The 20,707-nt window shown below is 42.5% G+C and carries 21 protein-coding genes; 7 read left to right on the top strand and 14 right to left on the bottom strand.

The genetic code is table 11. The features are described from left to right. The first annotated feature begins 108 nt into the window (after positions 1-108). The 3 genes from GFB48_RS11080 to GFB48_RS11070 all read left to right on the top strand — a co-directional run bounded on the left by GFB48_RS11080 (position 109) and on the right by GFB48_RS11070 (position 2,628). Positions 109-1,275, top strand: a complete 1,167-nt coding sequence (locus tag GFB48_RS11080; RefSeq protein WP_163935388.1) for a porin — start codon at positions 109-111, stop codon at positions 1,273-1,275. A gap of 134 nt (positions 1,276-1,409) precedes the next feature. Then, complete coding sequence (locus GFB48_RS11075) at positions 1,410-1,859, top strand: FMN-binding protein (protein ID WP_240464860.1); 450 nt, start codon at positions 1,410-1,412, stop codon at positions 1,857-1,859. After that, entirely contained in the window at positions 1,840-2,628 is a 789-nt protein-coding gene (locus GFB48_RS11070; RefSeq protein WP_163935385.1) for a PepSY-associated TM helix domain-containing protein, read from the top strand. The genes GFB48_RS11075 and GFB48_RS11070 overlap by 20 nt, the downstream gene beginning before the upstream one ends. Before the next feature lie 4 nt (positions 2,629-2,632). Here GFB48_RS11070 and GFB48_RS11065 read toward each other — a convergent pair whose 3' ends face one another. The 7 genes from GFB48_RS11065 to glnA all read right to left on the bottom strand — a co-directional run bounded on the left by GFB48_RS11065 (position 2,633) and on the right by glnA (position 10,070). Beyond that, positions 2,633-3,109 carry a tRNA (cytidine(34)-2'-O)-methyltransferase gene (locus GFB48_RS11065; RefSeq protein WP_163935383.1) on the bottom strand — a complete coding sequence of 159 codons (477 nt, stop codon included), beginning with the start codon at positions 3,107-3,109 and terminating at the stop codon, positions 2,633-2,635. A gap of 55 nt (positions 3,110-3,164) precedes the next feature. Beyond that, positions 3,165-4,526, bottom strand: a complete 1,362-nt coding sequence (locus tag GFB48_RS11060) for an ATP-binding protein (RefSeq protein ID WP_163935380.1) — start codon at positions 4,524-4,526, stop codon at positions 3,165-3,167. Further along, a complete protein-coding gene (locus tag GFB48_RS11055; protein WP_163935475.1) occupies positions 4,523-5,215 on the bottom strand; it encodes a response regulator in 693 nt (230 codons plus the stop codon). Before GFB48_RS11055 ends, GFB48_RS11060 begins: the two co-directional genes overlap by 4 nt. Positions 5,216-5,499: 284 nt before the next feature. Continuing rightward, positions 5,500-6,909, bottom strand: a complete 1,410-nt coding sequence (glnG, locus tag GFB48_RS11050) for a nitrogen regulation protein NR(I) (protein ID WP_163935377.1) — start codon at positions 6,907-6,909, stop codon at positions 5,500-5,502. A gap of 9 nt (positions 6,910-6,918) precedes the next feature. Further along, a complete protein-coding gene (glnL, locus tag GFB48_RS11045; protein ID WP_163935374.1) occupies positions 6,919-7,965 on the bottom strand; it encodes a nitrogen regulation protein NR(II) in 1,047 nt (348 codons plus the stop codon). 91 nt (positions 7,966-8,056) lie between these two features. Further along, positions 8,057-8,566 (bottom strand): DUF4124 domain-containing protein, encoded by a 510-nt coding sequence (locus tag GFB48_RS11040; RefSeq protein ID WP_163935371.1) that lies wholly within the window; start codon positions 8,564-8,566, stop codon positions 8,057-8,059. Positions 8,567-8,660: 94 nt separating this feature from the next. Continuing rightward, on the bottom strand, positions 8,661-10,070 hold the full coding sequence (glnA, locus tag GFB48_RS11035; protein WP_163935368.1) for a glutamate--ammonia ligase: 1,410 nt from the start codon (positions 10,068-10,070) through the stop codon (positions 8,661-8,663). 414 nt (positions 10,071-10,484) lie between these two features. Here glnA and typA point away from each other — a divergent pair, with 414 nt between their 5' ends. Then, the gene (gene typA, locus GFB48_RS11030; RefSeq protein WP_163935471.1) at positions 10,485-12,308 is read left to right on the top strand and encodes a translational GTPase TypA; all 1,824 of its coding nucleotides are present in this window, start codon (positions 10,485-10,487) and stop codon (positions 12,306-12,308) included. 193 nt (positions 12,309-12,501) lie between these two features. Then, entirely contained in the window at positions 12,502-13,407 is a 906-nt protein-coding gene (locus GFB48_RS11025) for an acyltransferase (RefSeq protein WP_163935365.1), read from the top strand. Between the two features lie 76 nt (positions 13,408-13,483). On the opposite strand, the gene GFB48_RS11020 is transcribed toward GFB48_RS11025, so the two are convergent. The 3 genes from GFB48_RS11020 to GFB48_RS11010 form a co-directional block, all read right to left on the bottom strand. Beyond that, on the bottom strand, positions 13,484-13,927 hold the full coding sequence (locus GFB48_RS11020; RefSeq protein ID WP_163935362.1) for a DUF3291 domain-containing protein: 444 nt from the start codon (positions 13,925-13,927) through the stop codon (positions 13,484-13,486). A gap of 72 nt (positions 13,928-13,999) precedes the next feature. Beyond that, positions 14,000-14,464 carry a hypothetical protein gene (locus GFB48_RS11015; RefSeq protein ID WP_163935359.1) on the bottom strand — a complete coding sequence of 155 codons (465 nt, stop codon included), beginning with the start codon at positions 14,462-14,464 and terminating at the stop codon, positions 14,000-14,002. A 57-nt stretch (positions 14,465-14,521) separates the two neighbouring features. Continuing rightward, complete coding sequence (locus GFB48_RS11010) at positions 14,522-15,211, bottom strand: pseudouridine synthase (RefSeq protein WP_163935357.1); 690 nt, start codon at positions 15,209-15,211, stop codon at positions 14,522-14,524. 86 nt (positions 15,212-15,297) lie between these two features. Between GFB48_RS11010 and GFB48_RS11005 the strand changes: the two genes are divergently transcribed. Continuing rightward, a complete protein-coding gene (locus GFB48_RS11005) occupies positions 15,298-16,224 on the top strand; it encodes an alpha/beta hydrolase (protein WP_163935354.1) in 927 nt (308 codons plus the stop codon). Here GFB48_RS11005 and GFB48_RS11000 read toward each other — a convergent pair. Next, positions 16,205-16,873: a TIGR01621 family pseudouridine synthase gene (locus GFB48_RS11000; protein ID WP_163935351.1), complete on the bottom strand. Its 669-nt coding sequence runs from the start codon at positions 16,871-16,873 to the stop codon at positions 16,205-16,207. The two genes, GFB48_RS11005 and GFB48_RS11000, sit on opposite strands and share 20 nt — an antisense overlap. 156 nt (positions 16,874-17,029) lie before the next feature. Here GFB48_RS11000 and GFB48_RS10995 point away from each other — a divergent pair, with 156 nt between their 5' ends. Then, positions 17,030-18,667, top strand: coding sequence for an electron transfer flavoprotein-ubiquinone oxidoreductase (locus GFB48_RS10995; protein ID WP_163935349.1), 1,638 nt, complete (start codon positions 17,030-17,032; stop codon positions 18,665-18,667). A gap of 31 nt (positions 18,668-18,698) precedes the next feature. On the opposite strand, the gene GFB48_RS10990 is transcribed toward GFB48_RS10995, so the two are convergent. The 3 genes from GFB48_RS10990 to GFB48_RS10980 form a co-directional block, all read right to left on the bottom strand. Beyond that, the gene (locus tag GFB48_RS10990; protein ID WP_163935346.1) at positions 18,699-19,409 is read right to left on the bottom strand and encodes a glutathione S-transferase family protein; all 711 of its coding nucleotides are present in this window, start codon (positions 19,407-19,409) and stop codon (positions 18,699-18,701) included. 95 nt (positions 19,410-19,504) lie between these two features. Next, positions 19,505-19,840, bottom strand: a complete 336-nt coding sequence (locus tag GFB48_RS10985; RefSeq protein WP_163935344.1) for a hypothetical protein — start codon at positions 19,838-19,840, stop codon at positions 19,505-19,507. Next, the gene (locus GFB48_RS10980) at positions 19,821-20,669 is read right to left on the bottom strand and encodes a DUF3014 domain-containing protein (protein ID WP_163935341.1); all 849 of its coding nucleotides are present in this window, start codon (positions 20,667-20,669) and stop codon (positions 19,821-19,823) included. The genes GFB48_RS10985 and GFB48_RS10980 overlap by 20 nt, the downstream gene beginning before the upstream one ends. Positions 20,670-20,707: the final 38 nt, after the last annotated feature.

The raw sequence follows: 20,707 nt of genomic DNA, 5'->3' as shown, positions 1-20,707 counted from the left end.
AGGGTTATATTTTTTTTATAAATATTATTGAGAATGATTTGCATTTAGGTTTTTGATCGAATAATATCCTCACCGTTAAATAATTCAATGTTTAGTGGATGAACCCCAATGAAAAAATCTATTACAGCTTTAGCGGTACTTTCTACTTTTGCATCAGCCAATATCATGGCAAATGAGCAAGACTTAAAAACTCAATTAGAGAAACAAAAACAGCAACTAGCTGAGTTAGAGCGTCGACTTGAGCAAACTGAGCAGGGCTTAGATGCAACTGCAGCAGTGGTTGATTCAAGTAATGAAGGTAAAACTAAAGGGGTTAGCATTGGTGGCTACGGAGAGTTGCACTACAACAACATCCAAGGTAAAGACGCTAAAATAGATTTCCATCGCTTTGTTCTTTTTGTTGGCCATGAATTTAATGAAAAAACTCGCTTTTTCTCTGAGATCGAAATTGAACATTCTCTAGCTGGTGATGGTGCACCTGGTGAAGTGGAGTTAGAACAAGCTTATGTTGAGCATGATGTTAATGACAGTTTGACGGCAAAAGCAGGCTTATTCTTAATTCCAGTCGGTATGTTAAATGAAACCCATGAGCCACCAACATTTTATGGTGTAGAGCGTAACAATGTAGAAAAATACATTATTCCTACTACTTGGTGGGAAGCGGGTGCTGCGGCTAACTTCAAACTGGCACCGGGCCTTAGTTTAGATGGTGCCGCCACTTCAGGTTTATATGTAGATGAAAACTTTGATATTCGTGGTGGACGCCAAAAGGTTGCTAAGGCGACCGCTAATGATCTTGCTTATACCACTCGAGCACAATACACCGCCATTAATGGCTTAAAATTATCTGCCACGATTCAACACCAGGAAGATATTCGTCAAGGTAAAGGAGCCGATGTGGCTTCTGCATGGCTAACAGAAGTTCATGGTGTATATACTATCAATAACTTCACAGTTAAAGCTTTATATGCTCGTTGGGATATTGCCGGTAATGAAGTTAAAGCACTGGGCAAAGATCAGCAGTATGGTTACTTTGTTGAGCCAAGCTATAAAATTACATCAACGGTAGGTGTATTTGCACGTTATGCAGAATGGGATAATGCCGTTAATAATGAATTTAACAGTGCGACTAAACAAAGTCACTTTGGTATTAATTACTGGCTGCATGAAGATGTGGTATTTAAAGCAGATTATCAAGTAGATAGCGGTCATGATATTGGCGGCAATGTCATTGATAATAAGGGCTTTAATTTAGGTGTGGGTTATCAATTTTAAGCTATAGTTTAGCGAACATGGAGGTAAGTTATGCTTACCTCCTTTTTTGGTTTAAAGAGCGTAATCATTTGAATAAGTACTGTTTTATCTTTTTCATTGTTTTGAGTTGGCAAGCCATGGCAAAAGGGGTTTATATGACTCCTAAAGCTTATGTGGCTGAGCATGGCCAAGACTATCAATCTAGGACTTTATGGCTTAATCAAGAACTCAAGGATGGCATGAGTGAAATATTGGCGCACCCTTACCTTAAGACCCGTGTGCGTTACTGGATTGGCCCCCAAGCCAGTATCTGGTTATTAGATGAAATTGGCAAAGAGAAGCCCATTAGCTTTGGGGTGCATGTGGTCAATAACCAGATTAGAAATATTGAGGTGCTTGCTTTTAGAGAAAGCAGAGGTGATGAAATTCGACATCCTTTTTACACGCAACAGTTTTTGGGATTAAAACTTACTGAAGATGCGCAGTTAGATCAGCATGTTGATGGCATCACCGGAGCGACGTATTCGGTGCGGGCTATGAGTAAAATTGCCCGTGTAGCACTTTGGTTAGATGCTCAGGTACAAAATGACAACAAATCTCGATAAATCAGAAAAGTATGACAAATATGAGTACCGGAAGCGGAAAAATGCAGCCAAAAAGCGTCGCAGTCAATATCGTCAATGGCATAAGCGCTTAGGTATTATTATCGCGGTAATCATTAGCTTAGTATCATTGACGGGGATTGGATTAAACCATACTGGCAGCCTTAATTTAGGACAAAGTTATGTCAGTAGTGGCTGGATATTAGATCATTACCAAGTGAAACCACCGACTCATGTGCAAAAATTTGATGCCAGCCAATTAGAATTGGTGGTTATGGATAATCAAGTATGGTTAAAGGATGTGTTTATTGGTCATTATCCACAGCAAGTATTGCTCGCCCATAGCTTAGGGCAAGACAGCATCATAGTGGTGACAGCTAATAGCATTGAATACTATGACGCCCGGGGCCAATTATTTGATTCTTTAGAGGTAGGTTTTAGTTTAGAAGCCCCCATTATTAGAGCTTCGGTTAATGATAATCAACTTAGTTTTGATGATGAATATGGTCATTGGCAGCTGGTTGATGGCTTTATAGAAGCTGCACAGGATAAGCTGCAACCAGGTAACGTAATTGAGCTTAAAGGAGAAGCGATCGCGCCTTATGTTGATCGCTATCGGTCGCGATTTATTACCCACGAACGCCTATTACAAGATATTCATAGCGGCCGTTTTTTTGGACCGCTAGGGGTGTGGCTGGTGGATTTGTCTGCCCTTGGACTAATCTTCTTAGCATTTTCAGGGCTTTACCTTTCTCGTCAAAAAAAATATTGAGGCATTAATTTGTGGCGTCTAATGAGCCTGCAAAGCCATGTTGACGCCAGGCTTCATAACTAATAATGGCTACAGAATTGGATAAATTTAGGCTGCGAGAATTGGCCATCATCGGAATACGCACCCGCTGCTCTGGCGGCAATGAAAAAATAAACGCTTCCGGTAATCCTCTAGTCTCTGGACCAAACAACAACACATCATCCGGCTGAAACTCAATCTGGTCATGGGGACGAGAGCCTTTTGTGGTGCAAGCATGGATACGTTTCCCCTGCATCGCTTCTAAAAAGCTGGAAAAATCCTTATGTCTATGCAGGTTTTGGGTATCTGAATAATCTAAGCCTGCCCTTCTAAGCTTCTTTTCATCTAAATCAAAACCAAGTGGTTCGATGAGGTGTAATTGGCAGCCATTATTAGCAACTAAGCGCATAATATTGCCAGTATTGGGAGCTATTTCAGGTTCATATAGGGCAATGTGAAACATGGGAGTTAATCCTGATTAAATTTGGGCGTTAGTATATACAGCAAGATTGAAAATGCTAGTTCACTGGTAGTCTTATAATGATACAGAGCCCACTAGGGTAGTTATTTAAGGCAGTGATTAGTCCCTTATGGGCATCAATTGCACTTTTACTGATTGCTAAACCCAGACCGATACCACCGGTATTTCTATCTCTGTCTTCCTCTGGACGATAAAAGGGTTTAAAGATCATGTGCAACTGATTGGCATCTACACCTGGGCCATCGTCCGAGATGCGTATTTGGTAAAAATCGCTTTCTATTTCTGTAGTGATTTTTATACAAGAGTTGGCGTATTTTAAGGCATTACGGATAATATTCTCAATGCTATGGCTAAGCAATCCTGGATAACCCATAAGCTCAAAGGGTAAATAATCATACTCAATATGCTTGCCCAGTTGCTCTGCTTCAAATATGGCATCGTCGATTAATGGCTCTAATACGTCTGCTATAGTGAAATTTTGTTTTGCTTGTTCACTGAAGAGTTCAGCTTTAGATAATTGCAATAACTCTTGAATCATATCCTCTAGCGCTTCTGCTTCTTTTTGGATGCGGTTCAGCTCGCTGCTATTCTGACCTTTTTTATTTGCAATAGCGATTGCCAGCTGCAGCCGAGTTAAGGGCGTGCGCAATTCATGCGAGACATCACCAATCAAGCGCTTTTGGTTAGTGATCATTCTCGTAATGCTGTCAGCCATAGTGTTAAAGCTGGAAGCCAACTGACCAATCTCGTCACTTCTTTTAAGCAGCTTAGCTTCAGGTCTGGCGCTCATATCTCCCTTGGCTAAAGCCATAGAGCTAATTCTTAATTGTCTTAATCCAGAGCCAATATGCCAAGACATGAAAGCATAAATCAATCCTGAAAAAATAATCGCTGAAACTAGTATGACTTCTTCATTTTGATGCCATTGGGGAAGGGATTGCTGTCCATCAGGATTTTTAAAGCTGCCCCAAACTTCATAAGTCTGACTATCAATGGTGATAGGTAAAGGGCCAAAAATAATATCTTTATTGGCAAGATATCTTTTTACCCCATTAAGCTGCTCTAGATAGTAATAATTTTGAAAGCGAAGAATGTTTTTAGGTACCCGAACAATATTTTTAGAGAATAAGTGCCCCTCGCTGTCGATTAAAAAGTAGCGAAAATTCTCTGCTCTAGCAAGGTCAATCAAAACGCTATCTAATTCAGAGGGAGAGGCGTCAGCTGCCCCTATGATTTTTTTGGCTTGAGTATTAAGTCGCTTGTTTAAGTCTTTATCAGCATCTTCTAGAAAATCAGCCTGAGTAGCAGTAATTACAGCGATGAGTGTTAAAACAATTAAGCTGCTGACGCCCCAGAAAGACAGTAGCAGCTTAACAAAAATGGTATTTTTTAATCTCATTGATTAATCCATAAGTACCCTTTACCCCTGACTGTTTTAATCCGTGGTCTTGAGTCTGTTCTTTCAGGGAGCTTTTTCCTTAAATTAGATAAATGCATGTCGATAGAGCGATCAAATGGCATTAGTTTTTTACCAAGCACCTGTAAACTTAAATGCTCTTTAGTGAGGACGGTTCCTTTATCACGGATCAGCTCATTGAGTAGGGAGAATTCAGTCGCAGTAAGTTCTATGGAATTTTTTTGACAGATGACTTCTTGGCGGGCGTTATCTAGCGAGATATCATCATGTTCCAATACTGGGCTGAATTGGGTTGGATGATCAATTGCAACCGACGTGCGTCTGAGCAAGGCCTTAATCCGAGCAATGAGCTCTCTATCATTAAATGGTTTTGCTAAATAATCATCTGCGCCAACTTCCAGACCGACGACTTTGTCTATATCGCCGCCTTTTGCTGTGAGCATTAATACCGGAGTATTATTGTTGATGCGCAGATGTTTAAGAAGTTCAAGGCCATTGAGCTTTGGCAGCATGATGTCGAGCAAAATGATATCGAACTTTTGAGTACGGGCGGTTGTTAACCCTGACTCACCATCAAAAGCCTGCTGGCATTGAAAGCCTTCAATTTGCAGTAGTTCCGAAAGCAAATTACTTAATTCTTTATCATCTTCAATAATTAAAATATTGTTCATCATTAACAGTTACCTGGCACTATGAGAACGTTTAGATCCCAATCGCTATTAATACAAAGTTTGGTCTAGCTTGATAAAGGTCCATCGTAAGAACTAAATTAACCTAGTGGAAGCCTTGTGTCACTACAATAGTAATCAGAGTTTACCGAGCGAAACTATAAAATTTACAACATCTTTACATGGTAAATAACTAAGACTAATTGCCAGGTGTGATAGTGAAGGTGCTTTCACAACATGGCTGTCTGTATGTGAGTAAAGAGGCCGCTGGCCTTGAGCGCACACAGTTAAGTTAATATAGAGAGCTCTTTGAGTTTTCTTGTCAGGGTATTTCTGCCCCACCCCAGTTTTTTAGCGGCTTCTTGCTTGTGGCCATTACTTGCACTTAAGGCCGTTTCAATCATTATTTTTTCAAAAGCAGGTAAGGCTTCAGCAAGAACTTGCTCTTGCCCTTCATTAAATTGTTCTGTTGCCCAAACTTTGAGGTTGTCTAACCAATCATTCGACTTATTCAAGTCGCTGGTTGGATTTTTATCTGACAATAACTCTGGTGGCAGGTCATTCGGCTCAACTTCTTGTCCAGAGGCCATTACCGTTAACCAACGACAAGTATTTTCGAGCTGTCTAACGTTACCAGGCCAAGGCAGCTTACTAAGCGTATTGGCAGTGGCTTGAGTTAATGTTTTAGGCTCAACACTTAACTCTACAGCAGCCCTTTGTAGGAAATGCTCTGCGAGACGAACAATGTCTTCACGTCTCTCGCATAGTGCAGGCACATGGATACGGATAACATTTAAGCGATGAAATAAATCTTCCCTGAACTTGCCTTCAGCAACGCGAGTCTCTAAATCTTGGTGAGTTGCTGCAATTATCCTAACATCGACTTTTACCGGTGAGCGCCCACCAACACGGTAAAATTGGCCATCGGCCAGGACCCTTAAAAGTCGAGTTTGTATCGCCAATGGCATATCGCCAATTTCATCTAGGAATAGGGTGCCGCCATCCGCTTGCTCGAACCTGCCCTGACGTTGATTGTTGGCGCCGGTAAAAGCGCCTTTTTCATGGCCAAATAGCTCTGACTCGATCAAATCATGGGGAATGGCCGCCATATTTAATGCCACGAAATTTTTATTCGCGCGGGGGCTGTGTTTGTGGAGTGCTGCTGCGATTAACTCTTTACCTGTACCAGATTGACCATTAATTAAAACACTAATCGAGCTTTTAGAAAGTCGCCCAATCGCTCTAAACACTTCCTGCATAGAGGGTGCTTCACCAATAATTTCTGAACTTGGTGACGGCATCACTTCAGGTTGACGGATTTGCTGCTGTTCTTGGTAGTGTTTTAAAGCGCGATTGATAAGTTCAATCGCTTCATCAATATCAAAGGGCTTAGGCAAATATTCAAAAGCCCCAGATTGATAAGCATTTACTGCACTGTCCAAGTCAGAGTGGGCCGTCATTATGATGACCGGAATATTAGGGTAGTCTTGATTCAGTTGTTTTAATAGGGCAATGCCATCAGTACCAGGCATGCGTATGTCTGAAACAATTGCCTGAGGTTGTTCATGTTCAATTGCTTCTAGCAAAGAGTCTGCTGAAGCAAAACTAGCAGAGCTTATCTTGGCGCCTTTTAATGCGCGTTCAAGCACCCACCTTATTGAGCTGTCATCATCTAAAATCCAAACCTGCTCACTCATAACCTTTCCTTATTTATGACTGACTAACGGTAGTAAAATGGTAAAACTTGTTTCACCAGGAAAAGATTGGCATTCAATTTTTCCTTGGTGTAAGCGAATGATATTGTGAGTGATTGAAAGCCCCATACCTGATCCTTGGGCTTTGTTGGTCACCATTGGGTAAAATAAAGTATCAAGCATCTCGGCGGGGATTGGTGGCCCGTCATTAGAGATTTTGATGGCGACTACTGTTTTATGGCGAATATTGCCTATAGTAACCTGTGAGTGGGCTCGGGTTTGTAACCTGATATGAATGGCCTCGTCATTACTTGCTTCTACTGCATTTTGTACAACATTAAGTAATGCTTGTTGGATTTGATCGCTATCCATCATTAAAGCAGGAATAGAAGGGTCGTAATCGACGCTGATTCGTTGCTGTTGGTTAAGTGTTAATCGAACCAATTGTTCAACTTTGTCTAATACTTGGTGAATATTCACTAAGTTATGTGCGGTAGGTTTTTGTGGCCCTAGAAGTGTATCAACAAGGTTGCGCAAACGGTCAGCTTGCTCAATGATCATTTGGGTAAATTCTTTAAGATCATCATCGCCTAGTTCCCGCTCAAGCAATTGCGCCGCTCCTCTTAAGCCGCCGAGGGGGTTTTTTATTTCATGCGCTAATGAGCGCACCAGCAGGCGTGCCGCTTGCTGCTGAGAGTCACTTTGTAATTGCTGATGAATCTTTAACTGCTGGCCAACTTGCTTGAACTCGACAATCGCTGTGGCAGGCTCAGTGGCATAGGGAATGATGGTAATATCAACTAAGGTATGCTCTCCTTCTAATGTGATTAAAGGAGCGGCATTAATGGTAATACTATGCTGTTCGATAATTGCTTGTTTTAAATGAGTGACTGCGAAACCTAATTCCTGACAGCTGCTTTCCAAATTGTGTTCAATGAGCCGATGTTTGCCAAGTCGGAACAACTGTTCTGCCGCACTATTTACATAGTCAGGCTTTAGGTCGCTGTTGATGACCATAACGGCGGTGACGATGTTATCCAGTATCGATAAAGGCTGCATTGTATTCCCTAAAACTATTAAATCGCACCATTATGGTGCATCGTTTTGCTTGTCTTTGCAAATAATGTCTAATTCAGTGCAGATAAGGGCTTTATAAGTGCGCTCTGTGCAAATAAACGGTAATTTGTTTACTAGATGCAATAACTTTGCCGTTTTTGTCAATTAGCTGAAGTTTTATCGTGTGGCTACCGCGATCTAGGTTGGTAACGTTAAAAGAGCTGCTGGCAAGTGCTTTACCATAGTTTGAGCCATCGATGACCAATTGAATTTTTTGATTAAACTCCAAGGGTTGATAAAGCTCAGCAACAATCAAGAAGTTACCGTTATTATTCCTAATGGTTTGTTGGTCGGTGGGCGTGCTGATGTTAATTTGTAGCTGTTTGTTATTAGCGACAGTGGGTTCAGAGGGAGTATTGATGGGGTTAATTTTAAATTCATTGGTATTTAATTTGCTCAATTCTATTTGCTGGGCTTCAATACCAACGGGTTTGGTATCTGAGTAATGTGCAACACCATTGGTATCTCGCCAGAAATAGATTTGATTTGCATCAAGCTGAGTAAGGAACCCTAAAGTTACTAGTAATATTAATATTCTTAGCATAGTGCACCATACCAATCTAAAAAGTTGCAATGGTAAGTTTAGTTCATACAAAAAAGCCCGCCAATTGGCGGGCTAATAAACGTTTAATTAACGATTAAACGCTGTAGTAAAGTTCGAACTCAACTGGGTGAGTTGTCATGTTAACGCGTTGTACGTCGTTAGACTTAAGTGCGATGTATGAATCGATGAAGTCATTAGTAAATACGCCGCCAGCCGTTAGGAAGTCACGGTCCGCATCAAGCGCTTCTAGAGCCATTTCTAGAGAAGAAGCTACTGTTGGGATTTCAGCTGCTTCTTCTGCTGGTAGGTCGTATAAGTCTTTATCCATTGCTTCACCTGGGTGAATCTTGTTTTGGATACCGTCAAGGCCAGCCATTAGCATTGCAGAGAACGCTAGGTATGGGTTTGCTGTTGGATCTGGGAAACGTACTTCAATACGACGCGCTTTAGCAGAAGGCACTACAGGAATACGGATAGAAGCAGAACGGTTACGTGCTGAGTAAGCTAGCATTACTGGTGCTTCAAAACCTGGTACAAGACGCTTGTAAGAGTTAGTTGAAGCGTTAGCAAAAGCGTTGATTGCGCGAGCGTGCTTAATGATACCGCCAATGTAGTAAAGTGCTGTTTCAGATAGGCCACCGTATTGGTCACCAGCGAAGATGTTCTCGCCATCTTTTGCTAGAGATTGGTGACAGTGCATACCAGAACCGTTGTCACCAACGACTGGCTTAGGCATGAAAGTAGCGGTTTTGCCGTAAGCGTGAGCTACGTTATGAATAACGTACTTAAGTACTTGAGTCTCATCAGCCTTATTTACTAGAGTGTTGAAGCGAGTGGCAATTTCGTTCTGACCAGCAGTAGCTACTTCGTGGTGGTGCGCTTCTACCACTTGACCCATTTCTTCAAGAACTAGACACATTGCAGAACGTAGATCTTGTGATGAATCAACTGGAGCTACTGGGAAGTAACCACCTTTAACACCTGGGCGGTGGCCAGTGTTGCCATCTTCAAATGACTTGTCTGAGTTCCAATGCGCTTCATCAGCATCAATTTTGTACATAGAACCTGACATATCAGTTTTGTATTTAACATCGTCAAATAGGAAGAACTCTGGTTCAGGGCCAAAGAATACGGTGTCAGCAATACCAGTAGAGCGCATGTATTCTTCTGCACGCTTAGCAACCGAGCGAGGGTCACGGTCGTAACCTTGCATTGTAGCAGGCTCTAGAATGTCACAAACGATGTTTAGCGTAGGCTCTTCAGTAAATGGGTCTAGCTTAGCGGTAGCAGCGTCAGGCATAAGCACCATGTCTGACTCGTTAATGCCTTTCCAACCAGCAATTGAAGAACCATCAAACATTTTGCCATCTTCAAAGAAGTCAGCATCAATTTGGTGGCTTGGAACAGATACATGTTGCTCTTTACCTTTGGTATCGGTGAAGCGCAAATCTACGAATTTAACTCCATGTTCTTCAATAAGGTTAAATACATTCTCAACTGACATATTATTCTCCGGGTTCCAGTAGCGATTTATAATTGTAATAAGGTCTTTTATCTTTTACTGGCAAGCATAATGCTAGAACCGTGCCTACTTTGCAAGTTATTGTTTAGTATGGTTTTTGAGCTTTTGTTAAGGGGCTTCTGAATCGTGGTTGCACCATGATTGATCTGCTGTTGCACCATGTTGGTGCTTTGTTGTTGGTTGTGCAATCGTCCACAGGTAAGATTGAATAATTAATTTATGAAATTTTGTGAAAATGCCCGCTTGGACAATCTATACTTTGTGCAAAACCGCTATCTAGAGTAGAATGTCGCGTTTTTTAAATTTGCTAACAAAATTAGCAAGCTATTAAAGCCGTTTAAGCGCTCGCTTAAGGCTTAAATTCTGCTCCTGAGCATAGACCTATTTGAGGCAATCATTGTGTTGGAAAAATTACGTAACATCGCCATTATCGCGCACGTTGACCATGGCAAAACTACCCTAGTTGATAAGCTATTATCGCAGTCACAAACTTTAGATGAGCGTGCAAATTTAGATGAACGCGCGATGGATTCCAACGACATCGAAAAAGAGCGTGGTATTACCATTCTTGCCAAAAACACAGCGATTAACTGGAACGACTACCGTATTAATATCGTAGATACCCCAGGACACGCCGATTTCGGTGGTGAAGTAGAGCGTGTGATGTCTATGGTTGACTCGGTACTACTGATTGTTGACGCCCAAGAAGGCCCAATGCCGCAAACTCGCTTTGTAACTCAAAAAGCATTTGCTCAAGGTCTGAAGCCAATCGTTGTTATCAACAAAATTGACAAGCCAGGCGCACGTCCTGATTGGGTTATGGATCAAGTATTCGACTTGTTCGACAACCTAGGTGCAACTGATGAGCAGCTAGACTTTAAAGTGGTTTACGCTTCAGCAATTAATGGTTGGGCTTCTGATGAAGAAGGCGTCCAAACTGACAATATGGAAGCTCTATTCCAAACTATCGTTGATGAAGTACCTTGCCCTGCAGGTAGCACTGAAGAACCTTTCCAAATGCAAATCTCGCAGCTGGACTACAACTCTTACAAGGGTGTAATCGGTGTTGGTCGTATCAGTCGTGGTAAAGTAAAAGTAAATGAGCAAGTGGTTGTACACTGTGCGGATGGCCATACTCGCAATGGTAAAGTTGGTAGCATCTTAGGTTATCTAGGTCTAGAGCGTTACGAAGTAGACACTGCACAAGCAGGTGACATCGTTGCAATTACTGGTCTTGGCGATTTGAAGATTTCTGACACCGTATGTTGCCCGTCAGAAGTTGAGCCGCTACCAGCACTAAGCGTAGATGAGCCAACAGTAACCATGACCTTCCAGGTAAACACCTCTCCGTTTGCTGGCCAAGAAGGTAAATACGTAACTTCACGTAACATCCTAGAGCGTCTAGAAAACGAACTAGTACACAACGTAGCACTACGTGTTGAGCAACTAGAAGATGCAGATAAGTTTAAAGTATCAGGCCGTGGTGAGCTTCACTTAGGTATTCTGATTGAGAACATGCGTCGTGAAGGTTACGAGCTAGCGGTATCGCGTCCAGAAGTAATTATGCGCGAAGTAGACGGTGAACTCCAAGAACCTTATGAAACGGTTACTGTCGACGTTGAAGAAGAGCACCAAGGTGCGATCATGGAGAAAATGGGTCTGCGTAAAGCAGAGCTAACCGACATGGCGCCTGACGGTAAAGGCCGTATCCGTATGGACTTCATCATGCCTTCTCGTGGTCTGATTGGTTTCCAAACTGAGTTCATGACGCTGACTTCTGGTTCAGGTCTGATTTATCATACATTCTTGCAGTATGGCCCTCACAAAGGTGGAGAAATCGGTCAGCGTATTAACGGTGTACTAATTGCTAACGCAACGGGTAAAGCCCTAACTAACGCTCTATTTAACCTACAAGAGCGTGGCCGCATGATGATTGGTCACGGTGTTGAAGTATACGAAGGCATGGTTATCGGTATTCACAGCCGTGATAACGACCTAACCGTTAACGCCCTTAAAGGTAAGCAGCTAACTAACGTTCGTGCATCAGGTACTGATGACGCACAGGTTCTGACGCCACCAGTTGTGATGACTCTTGAGCAAGCGCTTGAGTTCATCGATGACGACGAGCTAGTAGAAGTGACTCCAGAAAGTATCCGTATTCGTAAGAAGCTTCTTACTGAAAGCGAGCGTAAGCGCGCGAGTCGTCAAGCTAAGGGGTAATCCCGTCGCTTATGAAAACCGAAGCCATCGTGCTTCGGTTTTTTTGTATCTTTACATTGACAATAGTTAGCCCATTAGTTGCCTTTAATCATGTTTGATGAAGTCAAAAAGGTCTAATCAGTGATTTTTCGAGTGCGTTATCTACTAAACTCGGTATGATGTGCGCATTATTTATGCTTAGCAGTACCAATTTATGCTTAAAAATATAAGAATGGTGCTAGTAGTATTACTAGTAACCATCAATACCGCATTAATCGCGGTAACCGCTTCTATCTTGGCGGTGATCCGATTATTACTTCCTTTTAAAATCGTTCAGTATTGGGGCTCCACTGCTGCTAATGGGCATATGCGCTTATGGGCGACATTTAACTTGTGGCTTTTGAATGCCAATAACAATATTGAATGGGATATCGAAGGTGGTGAAGGCTTATCTCGTGAGCAATGGTACATGTTGCTCTCTAATCACTTAAGCTGGTCTGATATTGTGGTATTAACCTGTGTGATGAAAGATAAAATCCCGATGGGGAAGTTCTTATTAAAGCGCAGTTTAATGTATGTACCGTTTGTTGGGCAGGCATGTTGGGGGTTAGACATGCCATTTATGTATCGCCATAGTGCTGACTTTTTGCTAAAAAACCCTGAGCGTCGTAATGACGACTTTGATGCCATCAAAAAAGCCTGTGATAAGTTTAAGCATGTGCCTACTACCATGATCAGCTTTGTCGAAGGCACTCGCGCCACCAAGCAAAAGTTAGCATCAGCAAAAACGCCATATAATAATCTATTAAAGCCTAAAACCGGTGGTGTGGCTTTTACCTTAAATGCGATGAATCATCTGCTTAATGGTGTGGTTGATGTAACTCTTGCTTACCCAGAAAACCGCACTCAACCCTTCAAAGATTTATTGCAGGGACAGCTGACTAAAATTGTGGTGCGTATTAAAGTCCACCCAATGGACGACAATCTTAAAGGTGATTATTTTAACGATAAAGCTTTTAAGCGTCGCTTCCATGGTTGGTTAAATGATACCTGGAAGGTTAAAGACGAGGAATTAGATGCCATTTATGGTAATCAGTCTCAAGATAAGAACGCAGCATAGACTTACAAGCCCAGATTTATTCTGGGCTTTTTTATATCAAAAATGGAAAGTATTAGCCAAGGATAGTCCATTAATATTACTTGGCCGCCACTGCTTCAAAGCTTTGTTTAAAAGTGAAGGCATATCGACTAGCTCCATGGCGACTTAGATACCTTAAGCGTTCGAGGGCTTCAACCTGAGTTGGAGTGTGGCCATCCTCAACCCACCAAAGTACCAGATTATTATCGATACGCTCAAACCATTCGGATTTTCGACGCATAAAGTCTCGATGTAGAGTCTTAAACATAAACCCTTTTAGTGACTCGATGGATTGCCATACAGACATATTGACGATGATCCTAGGGTCATCAAAAAGCTGAATATCAGTCGTGTCTGGACTTTCATCCTTAAGTCGCCAGATAAACCCTTTACTTTGTTCTGCGATGCCGTTCACCCTATCTAGATTGGCTATAAATTCTTTAATTTCAGGCGAATCTAACGGGTATTTAGCTTTGGCGATATTTAATTGAGCAAGTTGCATAGTATCCATCCCTTGATAAGCCATTATTGATGGCTCAACGACAGCATAAGCTTAGATGTTAGTCTAAATTTATCACTTTTTATGGGTGTAGTGGTTTCTTAACTCTGAAATTTGCTCAATAGAAGCTCCATCATGGCACTCACCCCTGATTTCAGCATAACTGCTACTGGTGATTTTGTTTAAAATTAGATAGCCAGCTTGGCAATAATCGATTCTATCTAAACGCATATGAAGTCTTTGCATAAGTGCCGATTGTAGATACTCAGGGTCGACATAGCCTAGTTGTTGTTTGATTTGGTGAACCGTACGGCGCTTATCAATCACAATACTCTTGCCGGTTGTTTTTATGGAGGCGCTAACAGGGTTTTCAATGGACAGGAAAAACAACTTAGCGCCATTGTCCAGTACTTGGGTATGGAAGTTTTGAACAGGTATAAAGGGCAGCTCTATTAGTTTTTTTGATGGTTTTTGTGCTGTTGTTGAGCATGCGCCAAGAGAGGCTAAAAGTATTAGGCTAATTATTGTTTTAATTTTCATACAACCAAATATTTAACAATTTTAACTATTCTTTAAATATTTGGCTGCAATTGTCAATTAAAATGCGTTGATTTCATCTTCGTTTAAGAAGCGCCATTGACCTGGTTCAAGGCTGTCATCAAGTTCGATGCTGCTGATCGCTTCTCGATGTAAACCAATGACCTTGTTACCAACTGCGGCGAACATGCGCTTAACTTGATGGTATTTTCCTTCTTTTATCTCTAACAGTACTAGCTTATCTTCAATAACAGTAATTTTTGCTGGCCGCGTAGGTTTGTCTTCACTTCGAAGCATTACTCCCTGTTCTAATTCACTGATAGCTTCGTTGGTAATGGCGTCAGCCAGCTGTACTCGGTAGCGCTTACCTACCGCCTTATTTGGCGAGGTGATTCGGTGGGACCAATTACCATCATCGGTTAACAGCAGCAGTCCGGTGGTATCGGCATCTAAGCGACCAGCAATATGCAGTTGATCTTTTTTAATAATATCAATGAGGTTTAATGCACTGGGTAATTGTTCATCAACCGTCGAGCTAATAAAGCCGTCCGGTTTATGCATCATGATGTAGCGCTGGCCAATCAGGCTAAGCACCTGTCCTTCAAGGCATACCTGCATCCCCGCTTTTAGTTTAAAGCCGGAGTCTTTTTCTACTTCACCATCAACGGTGACATCACCACGGTGCAGGGCTTTTTTGGCATTTGAGCGAGTCAGCTCTGTGGCTTGGGTGATAAATTTATCAAGGCGCATTGAATTAACCTTCTGTATACGAATTCATGGTGGCTTAGTTAGCAGAGTTAGTTATGCTGACGAAACGACATATTGAGGGAATTATAATGAAAAAATGGTTAGTTAGCTTGGCTTTATTGGTACAGGTGACTCATGCCTTTGCTGGCATGCCACAGGTCAGCAGTGGCTCGCTTGAGCGAATCGACAATATGCCATCAAAATTTATTCCTGCCAGACATGTGGATGTGTGGTTGCCACAGGGCTATTCCGAGGCAAAAAAATATAAAGTGTTGTACATGCATGATGGCCAAATGCTGTTTGATGCTAATACCACCTGGAATAAAAAAGAGTGGCGCGTAGATGAGGTGGTATCAACGCTAATTACTGATGGTCAAATTGAGCCGATAATTGTAGTGGGCATCCATAATGGAGGAGTTAAACGCCGCCATAGCGAATACTTCCCACAAGCAGTGTTTGAAGGGTTTACTAAAGAATATCAGCAGCAGGTACTCGCCGAGCAACGCAGTGCTGATGCCCCTTTGTTTTATGAGCCCGTTGACTCTGATAACTATTTAAAATTTATCACCCAAGAGCTTATTCCCTATATTGATGCTAACTATTCTACCCAACAAAATAGCGAGGCTCGAGTGCTGATGGGCTCAAGTATGGGCGGGTTAATTTCTTGGTATGGTTTGAGCCGGTATCCGCAGTATTTTGCCGGGGCAGCGTGTTTATCGACTCATTGGCCGGGCACCATGAATCGAGATGGAGTGGTTGCTGATGCATTTAATCAGTATTTAGCAGCCCAATTACCAAGGTTACAAGATAAACGCATCTATTTTGATTATGGTGATCAAACTTTAGATGCGCTGTACCCTCCTTTGCAGCGAGCTGTGGATAAGACCTTTGGGCAGGGTTTTGCTAAGCAAAATTGGCAAAGTTTATTCTTCAAAGGCCATAGCCATGACGAAACTGCGTGGGCTGAGCGCTTACATCACCCGCTGAATTTCTTTTTTAAAGTGAAGGCCAATTAAGATCATTTGGGGTTTGCCAATCTTGTGGCAAGCCTTGATTAATTAGCGGGCTATGGTCGCTATTAGGCAATGGTGCCACAAAATGCAGCAGCTCTCCCTTAAAAGGAATAGACAGCTGCCACGCATGCAAATAGCCCCTATCAGCATCGCCTCCTCCGTAGAGCTCATCCCCTAAAATGGCCGTGCCTAAGCTTTTTAAAGCAACCCTAAGCTGGTGGGTTTTGCCCGAGTGGGGCTTGAGCAAATAGGCGCGTAATCCTTGCCCTAGACTGTGGCTAAAAAATTGAGTAATCGCAGGATTGCCATTGGTTTTCATTAACTTCCATTGCCCGCGACGGGCTTTGGCCATATCTCCCTTAATTAACCCCTGCTTCTTTTTCGGTTTACCTTGGGCTATGGCTAAGTAAAACTTTTGAGTTTGGCGATCCCTAAAGGCTTTACTCAACTCGGCTGCAGCGCTTGAGCTTTTGGCAATGAGCAACACTCCCGAAGTCATGGTATCTAGTCTATGAACGGGGAATAAATCTTGGTCAATATCATCACTGAGTTGGGCAATCACTCCAGCATTGCCATCCTGTGAATGAAAATGCACAAATGGATTTTTGTTGATGACGATAAAGTCAGGTTGATCGCTAATAATGTCGTACATGATTAAACTCAGATTGAAAGGCTGGTGTTATTGTATAACGAGTTAGACCGTTTGGCATTCGACAAAAAGGCCTAACTAAAATACAAAATAGCTACCTTAACGCATTAATTTTTTGTAATCTGGTTGAAAATAGAACAAAAATGCTAGGGATTTGGTATGGAACGTGAATGCATGGAATTTGACGTGGTGATTGTTGGTGCAGGCCCTTCGGGCTTGGCCAGTGCCTGTCGCTTAATGCAGTTAGCAAACGACACACAACAAGAATTAACCGTGTGTGTCGTAGAAAAAGGCTCTGAGGTTGGTGCTCATATTTTATCGGGCGCCATTTTAGAAACCCGCGCCTTAGATGAACTGTTTCCGAATTGGCAAGAACTGGGGGCGCCACTGAATACGGCGGTGACCAAAGACGAAATTTATCTGTTTAACGATGAAGCCAAGTCAACCAAGCTGCCTAATGCATTTTGCCCCAAGACTATGCATAACCATGGTAACTATATTGTCAGTCTAGGGAATGTTTGTCGTTGGTTGGCCGAACAGGCAGAGGGTTTAGGGGTTGAGATTTTCCCTGGGTTTACCGCCAGCGAATTATTGTTTAACGATGACGGCTCGGTTGCTGGCGTACTCACTGGTGATATGGGGGTGGCCAAGGATGGCAGCGAAAAAGACGGTTATATGCCGGGGATGGAGCTACGAGCTAAGCAAACCATCTTTTCTGAAGGTTGTCGTGGTCACCTAGGTAAGCAGCTGATTGAAAAGTTTTCCCTAACCGACGGCAGATCACCACAGCATTATGGTTTGGGCTTTAAAGAGATATGGACAATCCCGACAGAGCAGCATCAACCTGGCTTAGTGGTACACAGCGCCGGCTGGCCCTTGACCGATGGTCTCAGTGGTGGTGGTTTCTTGTATCATGCGGATGATAATCAAGTGTATGTAGGCCTGATTATTGACCTTAACTATACCAACCCTCATGTAAGCCCATTTGATGAGTTTCAGCAGTATAAGCATCACCCCCAAATTGCTAAACACCTAAAAGGTGGAGAGCGTATTAGTTATGGTGCTCGTGCCATCGCTAAGGGTGGCTTGAATTCGATCGCGGATATGAGCTTTGCTGGTGGCGCCATTGTGGGTTGTAACGCTGGTACCTTAAACTTTTCTAAAATTAAGGGCAGCCATACCGCCATGAAATCAGGCATGCTGGCAGCAGAGGCCATTTTTGAGGCGCTAACCGACAGCGACAATGCGCAAAGCTTGCAACAAAAATACGAGAAAAGCTGGCTATATGATGAGTTATACCGTAGCCGCAACTTTGGCCCAGCTTTACACAAGTTTGGCACTTTAGCCGGTGGCGCGTTTAACTATATCGATCAAAACTGGTTTAACGGTAAATTGCCAGTCACTCTAAAAGATGATCGCCCTGATCATGAAGGCATGCAACTGGCGAGTGAGGCAAAAGCCAAGGATTACCCTAAAGCCGATGGCGTATTGAGCTTCGATAAATTGTCTTCGGTATTTTTATCTAATACTTACCATGAAGAAGATCAGCCCTGCCATTTAATTCTGAAAGATAACAGTATCCCTATCAGCGTCAACTTGGCCAAATTTGATGAGCCTGCGCAACGTTATTGCCCTGCTGGGGTTTACGAAATCGTTGAAGTGGATGGTGAGTCGCAGCTGCAGATTAATGGCCAAAACTGTCTGCATTGTAAGACCTGTGATATTAAGGACCCAAGTCAGAATATCACTTGGGTGGTGCCAGAAGGTGCGGGTGGTCCTAACTACCCTAATATGTGATTTTATTGGATATAAGGGTTCATTGGCGCCCCTATTGGGGCATGACCTTTTTTAGTTTGTGATTACTTTGTAGATCAAGGTGTTCAGTAGCGGTCATTTCGAGCTCTTGATTGATGACTTTTTTGTAGGAGCCGCGACGAATCGCTTGGAACCAATAGCGACAGAGGTGTTTGGCATCCGTAAAAGGCATTAAGGTCGTCGCTAAGGCTAAACTCGGGATCAGAGAGCAATCCGCCATGGTAAAGCTTTCTCCGGCGATCCAGTGGTTTTTTTCTAAGGTTTTATCCAGAATAGCAACACTGGCGTCAATTCTCTGCTTAAGGGTGGCGAGATACACTTGATCTTGTTGAGGTAAAAACTTACTGGTTTCTTGTTTGTAGGCCAGCAGGCTTTGGGTGTAATAACTATCAATATCCCGCTCTGTGGCTCTGATATGCATTGCCTGTTCAAGATTGTCAGCATGTACTAAACATGTGCTGTAAGGGAATAGCGCATCTAAGTGTTCAATAATCGTGGCATGCTGATGCAGCACTTTCACTGGGTCTGTCGCAATTTTGATGATCGGCAGTTCCGCAAAGGGACTTAAACTACCAAGTTGACGAATATCAATTTTGTCTTCAACATCAACACTATGACCGATAAAAGTGAGGCGCTTTTCGTGAAGAGCGATAAGTACAGCTTGGGAATAGTTGCATGCTGGGCTATAGAATACTTCTAAAGCGCAATCGGTATTAAAGTCCATTGCCATCCTTGAAAAATTTTTTTGATAATTTTGTTATACAGTAAGCATAGTAAAAATATCGGCAGCCCAAGCTGAAAATTGAAATTTTTTTCTAGTTAGTTGTTTCTAAAAAAGACAGCCAGCCATACCGTTATTTGGTTGGGATCAGTCCAACTCACCCTATGTTTTTGGTGGGCAGGAATCAATAAATGATCGCCAGCTTTGAGATTAATAATTTGCATATTTGGCCAGTACTGAATCTGAGCACTACCCTGTAATAGAGTTACCCACTCAGATTCATCCTGATCATAATAAAATCCCTCAGCAGATACTTGACCTTGGGAAGTTATCCTTTCGATGCGACAATTTTCAGTTTTTACAATGTCTTCGAATTGTTCCTCTAACAGCGCATCTGGCAAATTCGTTAGCAGATTATTGGTTATTAATGACATCTTGTAACCGTTTGAGTCCGGCTTCGAATTTGGCTCGGTTTTCGGGCCCCATTCTAATGAGAACCTTTTGCACAGGTTCAAGCTGTTCGAGTTCAGGATCGGCAAATTTATAGGCGACAGAGTGACTGATGAGTTCAACAGGCCCCTCAACTACAGGAGTCTTCAGAAGTAAATTAATCGCATTATTCAGGCTTTGTTTGAATGTGCGGTCTTCGTATCCAAGTTCGGCATAAGCTTCAATTAAAAGAGGTTCCAGCTTGCTGTACGATTTGGCCAGTGCCTGTTGGTCAAATTGTTCAATCAATTGTGCATAAAAGTCATAACGACGATAACTGGTTTCATCAAGGAAGATTGCACTGCTGGTTTCGATGACACTAAACTTGCCTCTTGGATTGCTAATAGGGCTTAAGTTCTGTGCTAATTCTCCCTGGGCGGTATTATCAACAAAAACCACGAATTTCCTAACTATTGAGTGGCTTAGATAATTATCTAGAGCTAGGCCATCAACTGCTGCTGCTATCACTTGTTTGGTATAGTCGTCAGACTCGTCAAGGGTGATGACAGCTTCAGGCTGCGGTTTAGGTTCAAGAACAGGCTCAGGTGCAACAACTGGCGCAACTTCAACAACAGGCTCTTCAATTAGTTCAGGCTCTGGCTCAGCTTCCACTACGGCTTCTACTTCTAATGGTGTCTCAGGCGCAATTATAATCGCTGGTTCAGGTTCTGGCTCTTCGTGAAATAACACAGTAGCAGCAATTATTACGGCAATTGTCGCAACAATGGCGAGCATTATGGTCGTTTTATTGTTGGACTTAATTTCTTCTGTCATGCTTCTCTCCGGGATGGCAAATAATCATGCCAATTCAA

Source organism: Paraferrimonas sp. SM1919 (genome assembly GCF_010993985.1).
In the GTDB taxonomy this organism is placed as follows: Bacteria; Pseudomonadota; Gammaproteobacteria; order Enterobacterales; family Shewanellaceae; genus SM1919.
The sequence above is the reverse complement of the archived record's forward strand: the minus strand, read 5'-3'. Positions and strand labels throughout refer to the sequence as shown.

Excerpts from the sequence above, each read along its gene's own strand:
- GFB48_RS11010 (WP_163935357.1), bottom strand. The coding sequence starts at position 15,211 with ATGCGCCTTGATAAATTTATCACCCAAGCCACAGAGCTGACTCGCTCA.
- GFB48_RS11000 (WP_163935351.1), bottom strand. The coding sequence starts at position 16,873 with ATGTACGACATTATTAGCGATCAACCTGACTTTATCGTCATCAACAAA.
- GFB48_RS10985 (WP_163935344.1), bottom strand. The coding sequence starts at position 19,840 with ATGTCATTAATAACCAATAATCTGCTAACGAATTTGCCAGATGCGCTG.
- glnA (WP_163935368.1), bottom strand. The coding sequence starts at position 10,070 with ATGTCAGTTGAGAATGTATTTAACCTTATTGAAGAACATGGAGTTAAA.
- GFB48_RS11025 (WP_163935365.1), top strand. The coding sequence starts at position 12,502 with ATGCTTAAAAATATAAGAATGGTGCTAGTAGTATTACTAGTAACCATC.
- GFB48_RS11080 (WP_163935388.1), top strand. The coding sequence starts at position 109 with ATGAAAAAATCTATTACAGCTTTAGCGGTACTTTCTACTTTTGCATCA.
- GFB48_RS11015 (WP_163935359.1), bottom strand. The coding sequence starts at position 14,464 with ATGAAAATTAAAACAATAATTAGCCTAATACTTTTAGCCTCTCTTGGC.
- GFB48_RS11070 (WP_163935385.1), top strand. The coding sequence starts at position 1,840 with ATGACAACAAATCTCGATAAATCAGAAAAGTATGACAAATATGAGTAC.
- GFB48_RS11020 (WP_163935362.1), bottom strand. The coding sequence starts at position 13,927 with ATGCAACTTGCTCAATTAAATATCGCCAAAGCTAAATACCCGTTAGAT.
- GFB48_RS10980 (WP_163935341.1), bottom strand. The coding sequence starts at position 20,669 with ATGACAGAAGAAATTAAGTCCAACAATAAAACGACCATAATGCTCGCC.
- GFB48_RS11075 (WP_240464860.1), top strand. The coding sequence starts at position 1,410 with ATGACTCCTAAAGCTTATGTGGCTGAGCATGGCCAAGACTATCAATCT.
- GFB48_RS10990 (WP_163935346.1), bottom strand. The coding sequence starts at position 19,409 with ATGGACTTTAATACCGATTGCGCTTTAGAAGTATTCTATAGCCCAGCA.
- GFB48_RS10995 (WP_163935349.1), top strand. The coding sequence starts at position 17,030 with ATGGAACGTGAATGCATGGAATTTGACGTGGTGATTGTTGGTGCAGGC.
- GFB48_RS11060 (WP_163935380.1), bottom strand. The coding sequence starts at position 4,526 with ATGAGATTAAAAAATACCATTTTTGTTAAGCTGCTACTGTCTTTCTGG.
- GFB48_RS11065 (WP_163935383.1), bottom strand. The coding sequence starts at position 3,109 with ATGTTTCACATTGCCCTATATGAACCTGAAATAGCTCCCAATACTGGC.
- GFB48_RS11005 (WP_163935354.1), top strand. The coding sequence starts at position 15,298 with ATGAAAAAATGGTTAGTTAGCTTGGCTTTATTGGTACAGGTGACTCAT.
- GFB48_RS11040 (WP_163935371.1), bottom strand. The coding sequence starts at position 8,566 with ATGCTAAGAATATTAATATTACTAGTAACTTTAGGGTTCCTTACTCAG.
- glnG (WP_163935377.1), bottom strand. The coding sequence starts at position 6,909 with ATGAGTGAGCAGGTTTGGATTTTAGATGATGACAGCTCAATAAGGTGG.
- glnL (WP_163935374.1), bottom strand. The coding sequence starts at position 7,965 with ATGCAGCCTTTATCGATACTGGATAACATCGTCACCGCCGTTATGGTC.
- GFB48_RS11055 (WP_163935475.1), bottom strand. The coding sequence starts at position 5,215 with ATGAACAATATTTTAATTATTGAAGATGATAAAGAATTAAGTAATTTG.